Genomic DNA, 15,226 nt, shown 5'->3' with positions numbered 1-15,226 from the left:
ATTATGACGACAGAGAATATGTCATTGATCAAAAATAGTATCGCGACGGTTCCTAATTACCCAAAACCTGGGATTATGTTCCGTGACGTGACTTCACTTCTAGCAAACCCTGCCGCGTTTAAGGCAACAATTGATGCGTTCGTTGCGGCTTATAAAGATGGCGGCTTTACTAAAATCATCGGTACTGAATCGCGTGGTTTTATCTTCGGTGCGCCATTGGCATATGAGTTAGGCATTCCTTTTATTCCAGTAAGAAAGCCGGGTAAATTGCCACGTGAGGTGATCAGCCAGTCTTACCAGCTTGAATATGGTGAAGATACACTTGAATTACACTCAGATGCGATTGAAGCAGGTGATAAAGTGCTACTTGTTGATGATTTACTTGCAACAGGTGGTACTATTGAAGCAACAGCAAAACTGGTTAAACGCTTAGGCGGTGAAGCCACTGATGCTGCGTTTGTTATTTCATTACCTGAGCTTGGTGGTGAAAAGAAAATCAATGATCTTGGGATCAAAATCCTTTCACTTGTAGAGTTCGAAGGCGAATAAGCATGAGCTATCAGGTTCTGGCGCGAAAATGGCGTCCGCAAAACTTCCATGAATTAATGGGGCAAGAGCATGTTAAACAAGCTCTGGTCAACGCACTCAATGAAAAGCGTTTGCATCATGCCTATTTATTCACCGGAACACGTGGTGTGGGCAAAACAACCATTGCTAGGATCTTTGCTAAAAGCCTTAACTGCGAACAAGGCGTTACTTCAACGCCTTGTGGCCAGTGTAGTGCCTGTACTGAGATTGAAACCGGTAAGTTTATCGATTTAATCGAAATTGATGCGGCTTCTCGTACAAAAGTTGAAGACACACGAGAAATATTAGACAACGTACAATATGCACCAACTCGTGGTCGCTACAAGGTTTATCTCATTGATGAAGTGCATATGCTGTCGAAGCACAGTTTTAATGCGCTCCTTAAAACCTTAGAAGAGCCGCCAGAGCATGTAAAATTCTTGCTCGCTACAACCGATCCACAAAAATTGCCTGTGACTATTTTGTCCCGTTGTTTACAGTTCAATCTGAACGCAATGACACAAGGGCAAATAGTTGAACAACTAGAAAAAATCCTGCCGTTAGAGCAAGTTGCCTTTGATCCGGTAGCACTACAAACGTTAGCGAAAGCCGCTGATGGTAGTATGCGTGACGCACTAAGTTTGACCGATCAGGCTATTGCACAAACAAATGGCAATTTAACGGTGCCTGCAGTGCAATCTATGCTGGGACTGATGGATAGTGCTCATGCGATCATTTTGCTGTCTGCAATTTTGTGCCACGACGGTGAAGCTTTACTCAATGCGATTGAAAAAATAGCACTACAAAACGGTAATTTTGTCAGTGTGCTGGACGATTTAATTGCGTTATTGCATGTTATTCAGCTCACTCAACTCGTGCCTAGTGCTGCGCGGTTATCAAATTTTGATAATAACGACATTAAACTATTTGCCGAGCAAGTAGCACCGCAACAGGGGCAGTTGTTGTATCAACTGCTGTTAAATGGCAAAAAAGACCTAAAATGGGCACCTGAGCCTAAACTTGGGTTTGAGATGGTCATGCTGCGATTAATGGCGTTTGAAAAAGAAAGCCATAGCGTAGTGCCTTCCGCTCCTGTGAGCCAAGAAACTTCTGAAAAGCAAAGCAAAGTAGGGGATTTACGAGCGCTGCTAAAAAAGCCAACGGAAGATCACGCTACGGTAGCGTCATCACCTCAGGTGCAGCCGGCAACAGCACCAACATATGCACCAGAAGCAACGACACCAGCCGCGCAACAAACAACACAGTATGAGCCGCTTTCGCAAACACCTGCTGCGCAAAGCCAAGCACCAGTCGCCTCTGTGCCATCTGAGGCGGAGATGGCCAACCAATACGACAGCATTATGTCGCAGGCGGTAGAGCAGGGGTTCCAAGAGCAGGCTCCTGCACATCATCATGAAAGTGCGCCAGTTGATGATGCATACGCGCAAATAGCATCGCAAAATCAAGAGGACTGGCCTAGACCTGAGATGCAAAACCAAAGCGCTTCAGAACCTACTGCTGCGGCCAGCGTTACCGAGCAGCAAAACCAAGCCCAGTCAGCGATAGCACGAATTTTAAAAAATCGTAATATCTCTGGGGCGGGTCGATTGGTGGGAGCCAATGGTGAGGTAAAAAAGTCTGAGGCGCCTAGTGCGCCAATGCCAATAGAGCAAGCGCCAGCCACGATGGTAACCACACCTGAGTATCGGCCTGAGCCGCAACTGTCACAGCCCGCTGCACCTCGCTTAGCACCAAAAAAGCAAAAGAAAGAAGCGTTTCAAGAGCGCCATAAACCCATTACGGAAAATTTAGCGCCTGAATTGCTAGAGCAGTTATCACCAGTAAAACAAGATGATAACGAACAAAGTATTCAAGTGGAGATCCCTGCACCGGAAAACTTTGTTAGTCCTATCAGTGACATTAAGTTTGCTCACCAAAGCGACGATTGGGCAAACATGATTGAAAAGATGCAATTAGGCGGTCGAATTCGCCAGTATGCATTACACAGTGTGATAACACAGCAAGGCGGGCAGGTACAATTGCAAGTAGATGCGAGTCAACAGCACTTAGACTCCGCAGTGCTTAGAGAGAAACTGACAGAAAGCCTAAGCGCATTACTCCAGCAGCCAATCGAGCTTGAGATTAACTATATCGACACGGTAAATAACACGCCGTTTTTGGTACAGCAACAATTAGATGAGCATAGGCTTGTCCAAGCTAAAGCGGCGATGCGTGACGATCCACTCGTCAGCGCGTTTGTCCAAGAATTTGACGCAATGCTTGACGAAAATAGCGTTCAGGCATTGTAATTAAGGGCGTTAGCCCTTATCTTTTATCACAGTAAACCAAATTGAAGTATAAGAGAGCAGAATATGTTTAAAGGCGGAATGGGCAACATCATGAAGCAGGCGCAGCAAATGCAAGAGCGCATGGAAAAAGCCCAAGAAGAGATCAAGAGCCTAGAAGTAACAGGTGAAGCAGGCGCAGGTTTAGTTAAAGTAACTATGCTTGGTAGCCACAACGTACGTCGCGTAGAAATTGACGAAAGCCTAATGGAAGACGACAAAGACATGATCGAAGACCTATTAGCCGCTGCGGTAAACGACGCAGTTCGCCGCGTAGGTGAAGAAACGCAAAAGCGTATGTCAGAAGTCACCGGCGGCATGCAAATGCCTCCAGGCTTCAAAATGCCGTTTTAATAAGCACCAACGGAATAGTTAATTTTTATTTTTCGCGAAGAGAAATAAAAACAACATTTATAGAAAGCTTCGATACTCAAATATCGGAGCTTTTTTATAGCTACAATAAAATTCACGGGCTTTCTTGCTCTGGACTAGATTTTAGATACATGCTAAATGGCCTTGCGTTATCTGTTTCGGTATCGCTTTTCCTATATTCAAATGTCTAGGCTTTGGATAATATGAAGTGGGAATTTTCAGCATAGGAAAGCCACAATTAATTGGTTAATTAGCCTAATCATCTATTCCATAATTTGCACTATTTTAGTGTTTGTCGCGGTTGGTCTGTTGGGATTCGTTGTTTTAGCTGCTCTTAATGTTATATTTGCCATTATTGCCTCGATAAAGGCCAATAATGGTGAAGTGTGGACTTATCCACTCAGTTTCACTTTTAATAAGTAATCAACACTTTGAATAGCAGAGAACCTGCTGTTTGCATTGTTCTGGTTTGCTGTATTGAGTTTAACAATACACCTCACAGCTGCATGATAAATAGAGGCAGGAGCTAATTTAAGGCTTCTGAGCATAAAAAAGGAGCTTCGGCAAACATAGCAGCCCAAGCTGTTTGCCTGCTCCTAATTTACACTTACAGGGCTACGATTCACTTTCCTCTTCAGGGCATTGAGCTATTTGCTCGATATTGCCATTTTCATCTACTTGCTCAAGTCTCACTTTAAATCCCCATAAGCGATAAAGGTGCTTTATCACTTCTTGCTTTGAAGCGGCAAGCGGGATCCCGCCTTGCGGTACATATCTTAGTGTAAGTGAACGATCTCCCCGAACATCGACGTCATAAACTTGAATATTCGGCTCATGGTTACTTAGGTTGTACTGCGCTGAAAGGGCGCTGCGAAGTTGTTGATAACCCATTTCGTCGTGAATAGGCCCAACTTCCAAATGCGGAGATTTTTGTTTATCGACAATCGTAAAAAGCTTAAAGTCGCGCATGAGTTTTGGAGATAAAAATTGGCTGATGAAGCTCTCGTCTTTAAAATTTTGCATCGCAAAATGCAGTGTATCTAACCAGTTGCTTCCCGCAAATTCCGGGAACCACTGTTTGTCTTCTTCCGTTGGGTTTTCGCATATACGGCGAATATCGACCATCATGTTAAAGCCGAGTGCATAGGGGTTTATCCCTGAATAAAATTTACTATTATATGGCGGTTGATACACAACATTGGTATGGCTTTGCAAAAACTCCAACATAAAGGAGTCGCTTAGTTTTCCCTCGTCATATAAGTGATTCAAAATGGTATAATGCCAAAATGTAGCCCAGCCTTCGTTCATAACTTGAGTTTGTCTTTGCGGGTAGAAGTACTGTGATACTTTACGCACAATACGAATAATCTCGCGTTGCCAAGACTCCAACAATGGCGCGTTTTTCTCGATAAAATACAGTATGTTTTCCTGAGGTTCTGACGGGAAATGGGAACGGTTGTCGGTTTCTTCATCTTCACCTTTAGGAATAGTTCGCCATAATTCATTAACTTGGGACTGCAAATAATCTTCCCGTTCTTTTTGCCGCTTTTGTTCCTCAAACATAGAGATCCGTTGCGGCCTTTTATATCGATCAACCCCGTAATTCATCAACGCATGACAAGAGTCAATCAAGTTTTCTACCTCATCAATACCATACTTTTCTTCACATTTGGCGACATAATTTTTAGCGAAGACCAAGTAGTCAATAATGGAAGATGCGTCCGTCCAAGTTTTAAATAGATAGTTACCTTTAAAGAAAGAGTTATGACCGTAGCACGCATGCGCCATCACCAATGCCTGCATAGGCATAGTATTTTCTTCCATTAAATAGGCAATACAAGGGTTAGAATTAATCACAATCTCGTAGGCAAGACCCATTTGTCCACGTTTGTAGGTTTGCTCAGTCTGGATAAACTTTTTACCGTACGACCAATGTGCATAACCAATTGGCATGCCTACACTGGAGTAGGCATCCATCATCTGCTCTGCTGTGATCACCTCAATTTGATTTGGGTAAGTGTCAAGTCTGTAATGCTCGGCTACACGAGCAATTTCTTGATGATAGGTATCAAGTAAATCAAAGGTCCAATCTGGACCATCGTCAATTGGCTGATATGTCATCGCGCAACCTCCCAAAAATTATGCCGCACTTTGCTTATTTTTGTTCTTCTTGAACAGTTCTCTAAAGATAGGGTAAATATCTTCTACACCTCGAATGTGCTGCATAGCAAAGTTGTCAAATGAGTTGGCTATTCCTTGATATTCCCGCCATAGGCTTTGGTGTGCACGGGTCGTAATCTCTATATACGCGTAGTAGCGGACAATCTTAAGTAGTTTGTTAGAGAGTATCTGGGTGCATTGTGGAGAATCATCTGCCCAGTTATCACCGTCAGAAGCCTGTGCGGCGTAAATATTCCAATCGCCTTGGGCATAGCGTTCTTGAATGATTTCGTCCATTAATTTCAGGGCACTTGAGACAATTGTGCCACCCGTCTCTTGCGAGTAGAAAAACTCCTGCTCGTCTACCTCTTTTGCTTGGGTATGGTGGCGGATATAAACTACCTCAATATCTTTATAAGTACGGGTTAAGAACTGATAGAGCAAAATATAAAAACGCTTTGCCATGTCTTTGGTGGCTTGATCCATTGAGCCTGACACATCCATTAAGCAAAACATGACAGCTTTGCTGGTGGGGTGGGGACGCCTTTCGTAATTACGAAAGCGTAAATCGTAATTGTCGATGAAAGGCACCGCGGCGATTTGCTCTTTTAGCACTTGGATCCGTAGTTCAATATCATTGATTTTCTGTTGAGGAGGAACAGGTTCAGCGAGCATGTTTGCCAGTTCTTCCTCTAATTCCCTTAACTCTCGGCGTTTACTTGAAGTCATCGCAATACGGCGTGCCATTGAGCCTTTTAAACTGCGTACAATATCTAGGTTACTTGGCATACCATCATTACAAAAGCCAGCTCGATGCGTTTTCATTTGCATTAATTTATCTAACTGGCTTTGTTGTAAGTTGGGTAACTCCAAGTCTTCAAATAATAGGTCTAAGTATTCATCTTTAGAAATAGAGAATACAAAGTCGTCTTGTCCTTCGCCTTGATTACTTGCTTCACCATCGCCTGAACCACCCCCTTGCCCAGAAGGTGGGCGTTGGATCCGATCGCCCGTTGAAAATTGATCGTTACCTGGGTGAATGAGCTCTCTATCACCCCCTTTACCCTGATGGAAAGTGGGCTCGCTGATATCTCGTTGTGGGATAGAAATACTCTCGCCACTGGAGATATCAGTCACACTGCGTTTGTTGATGGCCTCTGAAACCGCTTTCTTTATCTGCTTTTTGTAACGGCGGATAAAGCGTTGGCGGTTCAGAGTGCTCTTATTTTTGCCGTTAAGACGGCGGTCAATAAAATGCGCCATATAACACCCTCTTCATACTAACAAGTTACTGTGACTTTCTAACTCTTAAATACCACTCTGAAAGTAGGCGAACTTGTTTTTGGGTATAGCCTTTATCAACCATACGATTGACAAAGTCTTCATGCTTCTTCTGATCTTCAGCAGAGGTTTTTGCATTGAATGAAATTACAGGGAGTAAGTCTTCGGTATTTGAGAACATTTTTTTCTCGATAACCGTTCTTAGTTTTTCATAGCTAGTCCACACTGGGTTGTCACCATTGTGATGGGCTCTTGCTCTTAAAACAAAGTTGACTATCTCGTTACGAAAATCTTTTGGATTGGAAATACCTGCTGGCTTTTCAATCTTTTCCAGCTCGCCGTTAAGCGCGGCTCTATCAAATAGCTGGCCAGTATCTGGGTCACGATATTCCTGATCTTGGATCCAAAAATCTGCATAGGTAACATAGCGGTCAAAAATATTTTGGCCATACTCAGAGTACGACTCAAGGTAAGCTGTTTGTAGCTCTTTACCAATAAACTCGACATATTGTGGGATTAGGTATCCTTTAAGGTGGCTTAGGTAGCGCTCTTGTACTTCGGCATTAAATTGTTCACGCTCAATTTGCTGCTCAAGTACATAGAATAAGTGCACAGGGTTTGCTGCGACTTCGCTATGGTCAAAGTTAAACACACGAGAAAGGATCTTAAAGGCAAAGCGAGTTGATAAGCCGTTCATGCCTTCGTCAACGCCGGCGTAGTCTCTGTATTCTTGATAGGACTTGGCTTTCGGATCTGTGTCTTTTAAGCTTTCACCATCGTAAACCCGCATTTTCGAATAGATACTGGAGTTCTCAGGCTCTTTAATCCGAGACAGGGCTGAAAACTTCGCTAAAGTTTCTAAAGTGCCAGGCGCACAGGGAGCTTCCCTGAGCTCACTATTTTCAATAAGTTTCTCGTATATTTTGACCTCTTCAGACACGCGTAAACAATAAGGTACTTTGACGATGTAAACACGGTCTAAAAAAGCCTCGTTGTTTTTGTTGTTCTTAAAGGTCTGCCATTCAGATTCGTTAGAGTGAGCAAGTATGAGCCCGCTAAATGGTAGGGCCGAAATACCCTCTGTACCATTGTAGTTGCCTTCTTGGGTTGCAGTTAGCAGCGGGTGTAGCACCTTAATGGGTGCTTTAAACATTTCGACAAATTCCATCAATCCTTGGTTTGCAAGGCATAGTGCGCCAGAGTATGCGTAAGCATCAGGGTCATTTTGAGCGAAATGCTCCAGTTTACGGATATCGACTTTGCCCACCAGCGCTGAGATATCTTGATTGTTCTCATCCCCAGGCTCTGTTTTCGCGATAGCTATTTGATCAAGAATCGAAGGGTAACGTTTTACGACTTTAAATTGGGTAATGTCTCCGTTGTACTCATGCAAGCGTTTGGTCGCCCATGGAGACATTATTGTCTTAATATAACGCCCAGGAATACCGAACTCTTTTTCAAGCAGTTCTGCATCTTCTTGTGGGCTAAACAAGCAAAGTGGGTGGTCATTAACGGGTGAGCCTTTTAAAGAATAGACCGGCACCTTTTGCATCAAGTACTTGAGCTTTTCAGCGATAGACGATTTACCACCACCTACCGGGCCGAGTAAATAAAGTACTTGTTTGCACTCTTCAAGTCCCTGTGCTGCATGCTTGAGATACGATACGATTTGTTCAATGGCATCCTCCATACCGTAAAACTCGCTGAAAGCAGGGTATCGAGCTATTACTCTATTCGAAAACAGCCGGCTGAGTCTGGCATCTTTCGACGTATCGATCATTTCTGGTTCGCCTATTGCCATCAGAAGTCGCTCAGGTGCGCTGGCATAGGCAGATTTATCATTTTTACAAATTTCAAGAAATTCCGCGATGGTGTACTCTTCTTCTTGCGCGGCTTCATATCTGGCCTGATAATGTTCAAATATTGTCATAACGACCTCCAATAAGCTACTTGATGTGGTTTGCGGATCACAGATTTAGAAAGGTTACTTAAAGCTTAGTCGTGATATGGAGAATACCCAAAAAAAACTAGATTTTTTATGTATTAATGTTGAGTTACAGGCATAAAAAAGGGCGCTTTTGCGCCCCATTATTGCATCAATACTGATAGTTGATGTTACGCTAGGTTGCTGTTAGCAAAGTCCCAGTTAACAAGTGCCCAGAAGCCTTTAAGGTAATCAGGACGAACATTACGGTAATCAATGTAGTAAGCGTGTTCCCACAGGTCAACTGTGATGATAGGGGTAACACCTTCTTCAGTCAGCGGAGTCGCTGCATTTGAAGTGTTAACGATATCTAGAGAGCCGTCAGCTAGTTGTACTAACCAAGTCCAGCTTGAACCAAAGTTGTTAACTGCTTTGTCGTTGAAAGCTTCTTGGAATGCTGCGAATGAGCCCCATTTTGCATTAATTAGTTCAGCAACTTTACCTGTTGGTTCGCCACCTGCATTTGGCGCAAGGCTGTGCCAGTAGAAGGTGTGGTTCCAGATTTGAGCAGCATTGTTGAAAACACCACCTTCAGAGCTACATACGATCTCTTCTAGTGATTTACCTTCAAAGTCAGTACCTTCGATAAGACCGTTAAGCTTTACAACGTAAGTGTTGTGGTGCTTACCGTGGTGGAATTCTAGCGTCTCTTGAGAAACGTGCGGCTCAAGAGCATTTAGTGCATAAGGTAGTGACGGTAGTTCAAATGCCATATTAATCTCCATTTTTTGGTTGATTTGCCAATAATGCATACGAAAGGTGGCTAACATCAGCCCACTTTTCTATACCATTGGCCTATATAGTGATACTATAATTCCTGACTATTTTACTCAAGTTTTGGCAAACAGCAATGCGTGCCAGTGACTTAATGACTTATAATACACATTCTTTGTGAACATATGCCGAATAGCTGTCAAAGTGTAGAACATCATGACAGACGGTCATGCTAATTTTAGCCATGGCAGCTAATGTTCTATCGTTGCTAAAAGCTAGGCATAATGAATGCAACAGGTGTTGTTATAGTGAGTAGCAAGCTAAAACGCCGATGCTAAACTAAATATTGATAAGTATTGGACGAAACGTCATTTTGAGGTAACTAATGGAAACTATTGACAAGATTAAACAGCAGATCGAAGAAAATCCAATCATTCTATATATGAAAGGGTCGCCAAAACTCCCTAACTGTGGGTTCTCTTCGCAGGCGTCTCAGGCTTTGATGGCGTGTGGTGAGCAGTTTGCTTATGTTGACATTTTATTGAATCCAGACATTCGTGCTGAACTACCACATTATGCAAACTGGCCAACTTTCCCGCAGCTTTGGGTAGAAGGTGAGTTAATCGGTGGTTGTGACATCATTATTGAGATGTTCCAAAAAGGTGAGCTCCAACCTCTTATTGCTGAAACAGCAGCTAAATATAAGAAAGACGAAGCAGCAGCGGAATAAGCTAACCGCTTATGGCAGAGTAGATACTCTGCCATGCTTTATTTTCTAATTAACTTTCTAATCTTATCCAGTCTACTTTTCGTTATAAGCCCTATTTTAGATGTTTGGTTGAAAACCATTTCACTCATACAGTGTGGGGTATCTAGATTTTCATTAACGCCATTGGTATTAATCCAACCTAAAGCAACTCACTTCTCCTATCCAACCAGGTTGACGTTAACGTCAAGCTAAAACGAACTCTATTTTGCATAGCTATGTAAACAGTCTAATAGAGCCTGCTTCGATATTGAGTTTGTAAAATACAATAAATGAATAATTATTCATTTTTACCGATCTTTACGTTTACGTAAACGTTTATTTGTGACTGTGTGTTGCTGTATTTTTATTGTTGTGATACCGGTGTCATTTTACAAATTTATATTCAATATTTTCAAAATGGCAAATTTATTACGGTTTTGGGTAACTTGTCTTACCAATGAGAAATATTCAAGTTTATGAATATGTATTCATATTTGTATTGACTCTACTTTCAATCAAGGCTAATTTTGAATATCTGCCAGCATTTCGTCGTACCGTCATGGGCTGGTCGTTGTAGCAAGGGGAGGAGTCTATGTTATACGACTCAAAATTAGAAAAAGATAACTGTGGATTTGGCTTGATTGCGCATGTGAGTGGTCAGCCAAGTCACAAACTGATCCGTACAGCAATCACAGGTTTGGACCGTATGCAGCACCGAGGTGGTATTTCTGCGGATGGCAAAACCGGTGATGGTTGCGGACTGTTATTACAAAAACCGGATAGTTTTTTTCGCGCCGTCGCAGCTGAAAACGATTGGCATGTGGGTAAAAACTATGCGGTAGGTATGATATTTTTAAATCAGGATCATGAGCTTGCAGCTGCGGCTGAAAAAGTGATCAGTGAAGAATTAGAAAAAGAAACACTGACACTCATAGGTTGGCGTGAAGTTCCCACCGATCCATCTATGCTAGGTCCTATCGCGAAAGCACAATTACCACAGTTTAAACAGGTTTTCGTTGGTGCTCCAGAAGGCTGGCGTCCTAAAGATTTAGAGCGTCGTCTATATATAGCAAGGCGACGCATTGAAAAGCGTTTAGAGCAAGATGAGCAGTTTTATATTTGTAGTTTGTCTGGTTTAGTGACTATCTACAAAGGCTTAATGATGCCGGCTGATCTACCGAATTTTTATACGGATCTTGCTGATATGCGGATGACCAGTGCGATTTGTGTATTCCACCAGCGCTTTTCAACCAATACACAGCCTCGATGGCCGTTGGCGCAGCCATTCCGCTATTTAGCTCACAATGGTGAGATCAATACCATTGAAGGAAACCGTCAATGGGCGAGAGCACGTGCTTATAAGTTCGCGTCACCGTTGTTACCGGATTTGCAAAATGCGGCGCCGTTTGTCAATGAAACAGGTTCTGACTCATCTAGTTTAGATAACATGCTAGAGCTATTTTTAGCCGGTGGTATGGACTTATTCCGCGCTATGCGTATGTTAGTGCCACCCGCATGGCAAAAAAACCGTGCCATGGATGAAGACTTACGCGCATTCTATGACTTTAACTCCATGCATATGGAGCCGTGGGATGGCCCTGCAGGCATCGTGATGTCTGATGGGCGTTTTGCTGCCTGTAATTTGGACCGAAACGGTCTTCGTCCAGCTCGCTATGTGATCACGCAAGACGGCTTTATTACACTTGCCTCAGAAGTAGGCATTTGGGATTACGCGCCAGATGAAGTTATCGAAAAAGGCCGTGTAGGTCCGGGTGAGTTACTGGTGGTTGATACTTTACATGGCAAGATTTGGCAGTCCGATGAAATCGACCAAGATTTGAAATCTAGGCATCCATACAAAACTTGGCTTGAGCAAAACGTTAAGCGTTTAACGCCATTTGAAACACTAGATGAGAAAGCGGCTGGTAAGCGCGATCTTGACGATGAAACCTTGCTGACCTATCAGAAGCAATTTGGATATACCAACGAAGAGCTCGACCAAGTGATCCGCGTAATGGGCGAGAACGGCCAAGAAGCAACTGGTTCAATGGGTGATGATACGCCATTTGCAGTGCTATCCGAAGGACACCGTTCAATATTTGACTACTTCCGCCAGAAATTTGCTCAGGTAACGAACCCGCCAATCGATCCATTACGGGAAAATCACGTAATGTCACTGGCGACTTGTATTGGTCGTGAGCAGAACGTTTTCAACGAAACCACAGGTCATGCTAAACGTTTGCAGTTTGCCTCGCCAGTACTAACTTATTCTGATATGCAGCAGCTATTAACCGCCGATGATGACCATTACTGTGCGTGTAAAATTTCATTGATTTACGAGATTGAAGAGTCTTTGCAAGATGCAATCAAGCGTATTTGTGATGAAGCCGTTGCAAAAGCGGGCTCCGGGTGCGTGATGTTAGTGCTCAGTGACCGAGAAATAGCAGCGGGTAAGCAAGTTATCCCAGCGGCGATGGCCGTGGGGGCAGTACAAAGGCGACTAGTGGATGGCAACTTGCGTTGTGATACCAATATTTTGGTTGAAACAGGTAGTGTGAGAGATCCGCACCAGTTTGCTGTTTTGTTAGGTTTTGGCGCAACAGCAATTTATCCTTATCTAGCCTACGAAACCCTTGTTGCAATGTGTGATAAGAAGATCATTAAAAAGTCTTACCGCGAGGTGACTCTGTCTTATCGCGGCGCGATTAACAAAGGTTTATACAAAATCATGTCGAAGATGGGGATCAGCACCATTGCTTCCTATCGTTGTTCGATGTTGTTTGAAGCCGTCGGTTTATCCGATGAGGTGGTTGAATTGTGCTTCAAAGGCGTTGCAAACCGTATTAAAGGTGCGTGTTTTGACGATTTTGCCTTGGAGCAACAACAGCTCAATAAATTGGCATTTAGCAAGCGTAAACTACTATCACACGGTGGATTATTAAAGTATGTGCATGGTGGTGAATACCATGCGTATAACCCAGATGTTGTGCAAACTTTGCAGACCGCAGTTCGTTCGGGTAACTATCAAGACTACGTTAAATATGCGGAGCTGGTAAATAACCGTCCAATTACTAATCTGCGAGACATGCTTAAGCTTAATACGGCGCAACAAGCAATCGACATCAACGACGTTGAGCCTGCGACTGAGCTATACAAACGTTTTGACTCAGCCGCGATGAGTATCGGGGCTTTATCACCGGAGGCACATGAAGCGTTGGCGATTGCGATGAATCGCCTCGGCGGTTGCTCTAACTCTGGTGAGGGTGGCGAGGATAAGCTACGTTTTGGCACAGAAAAGAATTCGCGTATTAAGCAAGTTGCTTCTGGGCGATTCGGTGTGACACCACACTATTTACGTTCAGCTGACGTTATTCAAATCAAAGTTGCGCAAGGGGCAAAGCCGGGCGAGGGCGGTCAGCTTCCAGGTGAGAAAGTCACCCCTTATATCGCGAAACTACGCTATTCAGTTCCTGGTGTTACTTTGATTTCGCCACCACCGCATCACGATATTTATTCGATTGAAGACTTAGCTCAGCTTATTTTTGACCTCAAACAGGTTAACCCTGAAGCGATGATCTCGGTCAAATTGGTTTCAGAACCAGGTGTCGGCACTATTGCGACTGGTGTTGCTAAAGCGTATGCCGATCTCATTACCATTGCCGGTTATGACGGTGGTACTGGGGCGAGTCCGCTGACATCGGTAAAGTATGCAGGTAGCCCGTGGGAGCTTGGCCTCGCTGAAACGCAACAGGCGCTGGTTGAAAATGGTCTACGCCACCGCATTAGGTTGCAAACAGATGGTGGCTTAAAGACCGGATTAGATATTATTAAAGCTGCAATTTTGGGGGCTGAGAGCTTTGGTTTTGGTACCGGCCCTATGGTTGCGCTTGGCTGTAAATACCTGCGGATCTGTCACCTTAATAACTGTGCAACCGGTGTTGCGACGCAAGATGATACGTTGCGTCAAAAGCATTATCACGGATTGCCAGAGATGGCGATGAACTACTTTAAGTTTATTGCGCAAGAGGCCCGAGAGCTGATGGCCGCTCTGGGAGTCACAAAACTCACCGATTTGATTGGTAGAACGGACTTACTTGAAGCCATTGAAGGTAATACTGCGAAGCAGAAAAAGCTAGATTTAAGTCCGCTCTTAGCGAAACCAAACAATCCGTCAAATGAAGCGCTGTATTGCACCCATACTAATCCATCACATTACAGTGGCGCGTTGAACGAAAGCTTACTTGCGAAAGCGAAGACAGCAATCGACGAAATGACGGGTATTTCGTTGGTGAATCGTATTTCTAATACGGATCGCTCAATAGGTGCAATGTTGTCTGGGTATATCGCGAGCAAGCATGGTAACCAGGGTATGGCAGCAGATCCAATTGCACTTGAGTTACATGGTACTGCAGGGCAATCGTTTGGGGTGTGGAACGCCGGTGGCCTTGAAATGACATTAGTCGGTGATGCTAACGACTACGTTGGTAAAGGGATGGCTGGTGGAAAGCTAGTCGTGCGTCCTCCTGTCGGCTCAAGCTTTGCCTCTCATCAAGCGGCTATTATTGGTAACACCTGTTTATATGGCGCGACCGGCGGTAAGTTGTTTGCAGCAGGTCGAGCTGGCGAGCGTTTTGCCGTGCGTAACTCGGGTGTACAAGCGGTTGTTGAAGGGCTTGGTGATAATGGCTGCGAATACATGACAGGAGGCGTGGTGTGTGTGCTTGGTCAAGTTGGCGTTAACTTTGGCGCAGGTATGACCGGTGGTTTTGCCTATGTACTTGATGAAGAGAGTGATTTTGATAAGCGGATCAACCCTGAGTTGGTCGAGCTGGTAGACCTCAAAACGCTGGCATCGCACCAAGAGCATCTACGTGGTTTGATTGCAGAGCATCTAGATTTGACGAGCTCAACTCGAGCTGAGCAGATCTTAGCTAACTTTGAGTTGTATTTGCCAATGTTTAAATTGGTAAAGCCAAAGTCGAGCGATTTAAACAGTTTACTTGGCCACCGAGCGCGTAGTAGCGCTGAGCTAAGAATTCAGGCGCAGTAGGAGAG

9 protein-coding genes and 1 pseudogene are annotated in these 15,226 nt (G+C 43.9%); 6 read left to right on the top strand and 4 right to left on the bottom strand.

Annotation, left to right across the window (positions count from 1 at the left end):
* The first annotated feature begins 3 nt into the window (after positions 1-3).
* The 4 genes and pseudogenes from apt to DRB05_RS16070 form a co-directional block, all read left to right on the top strand.
* A complete protein-coding gene (apt, locus tag DRB05_RS16085) occupies positions 4-549 on the top strand; it encodes an adenine phosphoribosyltransferase (RefSeq protein ID WP_010368992.1) in 546 nt (181 codons plus the stop codon).
* Between the two features lie 2 nt (positions 550-551).
* Positions 552-2,876, top strand: coding sequence for a DNA polymerase III subunit gamma/tau (gene dnaX / locus DRB05_RS16080; protein WP_128727830.1), 2,325 nt, complete (start codon positions 552-554; stop codon positions 2,874-2,876).
* Between the two features lie 63 nt (positions 2,877-2,939).
* Positions 2,940-3,266 carry a YbaB/EbfC family nucleoid-associated protein gene (locus DRB05_RS16075; protein WP_010368987.1) on the top strand — a complete coding sequence of 109 codons (327 nt, stop codon included), beginning with the start codon at positions 2,940-2,942 and terminating at the stop codon, positions 3,264-3,266.
* Positions 3,267-3,515: 249 nt separating this feature from the next.
* Positions 3,516-3,707 (top strand): annotated as a pseudogene (locus DRB05_RS16070) (DUF4870 domain-containing protein); the annotation flags it as partial.
* 192 nt (positions 3,708-3,899) lie between these two features.
* Here the strand turns inward: DRB05_RS16070 and DRB05_RS16065 are convergent.
* The 4 genes from DRB05_RS16065 to DRB05_RS16050 all read right to left on the bottom strand — a co-directional run bounded on the left by DRB05_RS16065 (position 3,900) and on the right by DRB05_RS16050 (position 9,422).
* Positions 3,900-5,405, bottom strand: coding sequence for a SpoVR family protein (locus DRB05_RS16065; RefSeq protein ID WP_128727829.1), 1,506 nt, complete (start codon positions 5,403-5,405; stop codon positions 3,900-3,902).
* 18 nt (positions 5,406-5,423) lie between these two features.
* Complete coding sequence (locus DRB05_RS16060; protein WP_128727828.1) at positions 5,424-6,707, bottom strand: YeaH/YhbH family protein; 1,284 nt, start codon at positions 6,705-6,707, stop codon at positions 5,424-5,426.
* A 25-nt stretch (positions 6,708-6,732) separates the two neighbouring features.
* Positions 6,733-8,655: a PrkA family serine protein kinase gene (locus DRB05_RS16055; protein ID WP_128727827.1), complete on the bottom strand. Its 1,923-nt coding sequence runs from the start codon at positions 8,653-8,655 to the stop codon at positions 6,733-6,735.
* A gap of 185 nt (positions 8,656-8,840) precedes the next feature.
* Positions 8,841-9,422: a Fe-Mn family superoxide dismutase gene (locus DRB05_RS16050; RefSeq protein ID WP_010375405.1), complete on the bottom strand. Its 582-nt coding sequence runs from the start codon at positions 9,420-9,422 to the stop codon at positions 8,841-8,843.
* A 386-nt stretch (positions 9,423-9,808) separates the two neighbouring features.
* Between DRB05_RS16050 and DRB05_RS16045 the strand changes: the two genes are divergently transcribed.
* Positions 9,809-10,153: a Grx4 family monothiol glutaredoxin gene (locus DRB05_RS16045; RefSeq protein WP_010375406.1), complete on the top strand. Its 345-nt coding sequence runs from the start codon at positions 9,809-9,811 to the stop codon at positions 10,151-10,153.
* Between the two features lie 610 nt (positions 10,154-10,763).
* Positions 10,764-15,221: a glutamate synthase large subunit gene (gene gltB / locus DRB05_RS16040; RefSeq protein WP_128727826.1), complete on the top strand. Its 4,458-nt coding sequence runs from the start codon at positions 10,764-10,766 to the stop codon at positions 15,219-15,221.
* The last annotated feature ends 5 nt before the right edge of the window (positions 15,222-15,226 follow it).

It is taken from the genome of Pseudoalteromonas sp. A757 (assembly GCF_004103285.1).
GTDB classification, from domain to species: Bacteria; Pseudomonadota; Gammaproteobacteria; order Enterobacterales; family Alteromonadaceae; genus Pseudoalteromonas; species Pseudoalteromonas galatheae.
Note: the sequence above shows the minus strand (reverse complement) of the source record. Positions and strands in the feature narration are given on the sequence as shown.

What these genes read in the sequence shown, in the direction of transcription:
- dnaX (WP_128727830.1), top strand. Translation starts at nt 552, where the DNA reads ATGAGCTATCAGGTTCTGGCGCGAAAATGGCGTCCGCAAAACTTCCAT.
- DRB05_RS16050 (WP_010375405.1), bottom strand. Translation starts at nt 9,422, where the DNA reads ATGGCATTTGAACTACCGTCACTACCTTATGCACTAAATGCTCTTGAG.
- apt (WP_010368992.1), top strand. Translation starts at nt 4, where the DNA reads ATGACGACAGAGAATATGTCATTGATCAAAAATAGTATCGCGACGGTT.
- DRB05_RS16045 (WP_010375406.1), top strand. Translation starts at nt 9,809, where the DNA reads ATGGAAACTATTGACAAGATTAAACAGCAGATCGAAGAAAATCCAATC.
- DRB05_RS16055 (WP_128727827.1), bottom strand. Translation starts at nt 8,655, where the DNA reads ATGACAATATTTGAACATTATCAGGCCAGATATGAAGCCGCGCAAGAA.
- DRB05_RS16065 (WP_128727829.1), bottom strand. Translation starts at nt 5,405, where the DNA reads ATGACATATCAGCCAATTGACGATGGTCCAGATTGGACCTTTGATTTA.
- DRB05_RS16060 (WP_128727828.1), bottom strand. Translation starts at nt 6,707, where the DNA reads ATGGCGCATTTTATTGACCGCCGTCTTAACGGCAAAAATAAGAGCACT.
- DRB05_RS16075 (WP_010368987.1), top strand. Translation starts at nt 2,940, where the DNA reads ATGTTTAAAGGCGGAATGGGCAACATCATGAAGCAGGCGCAGCAAATG.
- gltB (WP_128727826.1), top strand. Translation starts at nt 10,764, where the DNA reads ATGTTATACGACTCAAAATTAGAAAAAGATAACTGTGGATTTGGCTTG.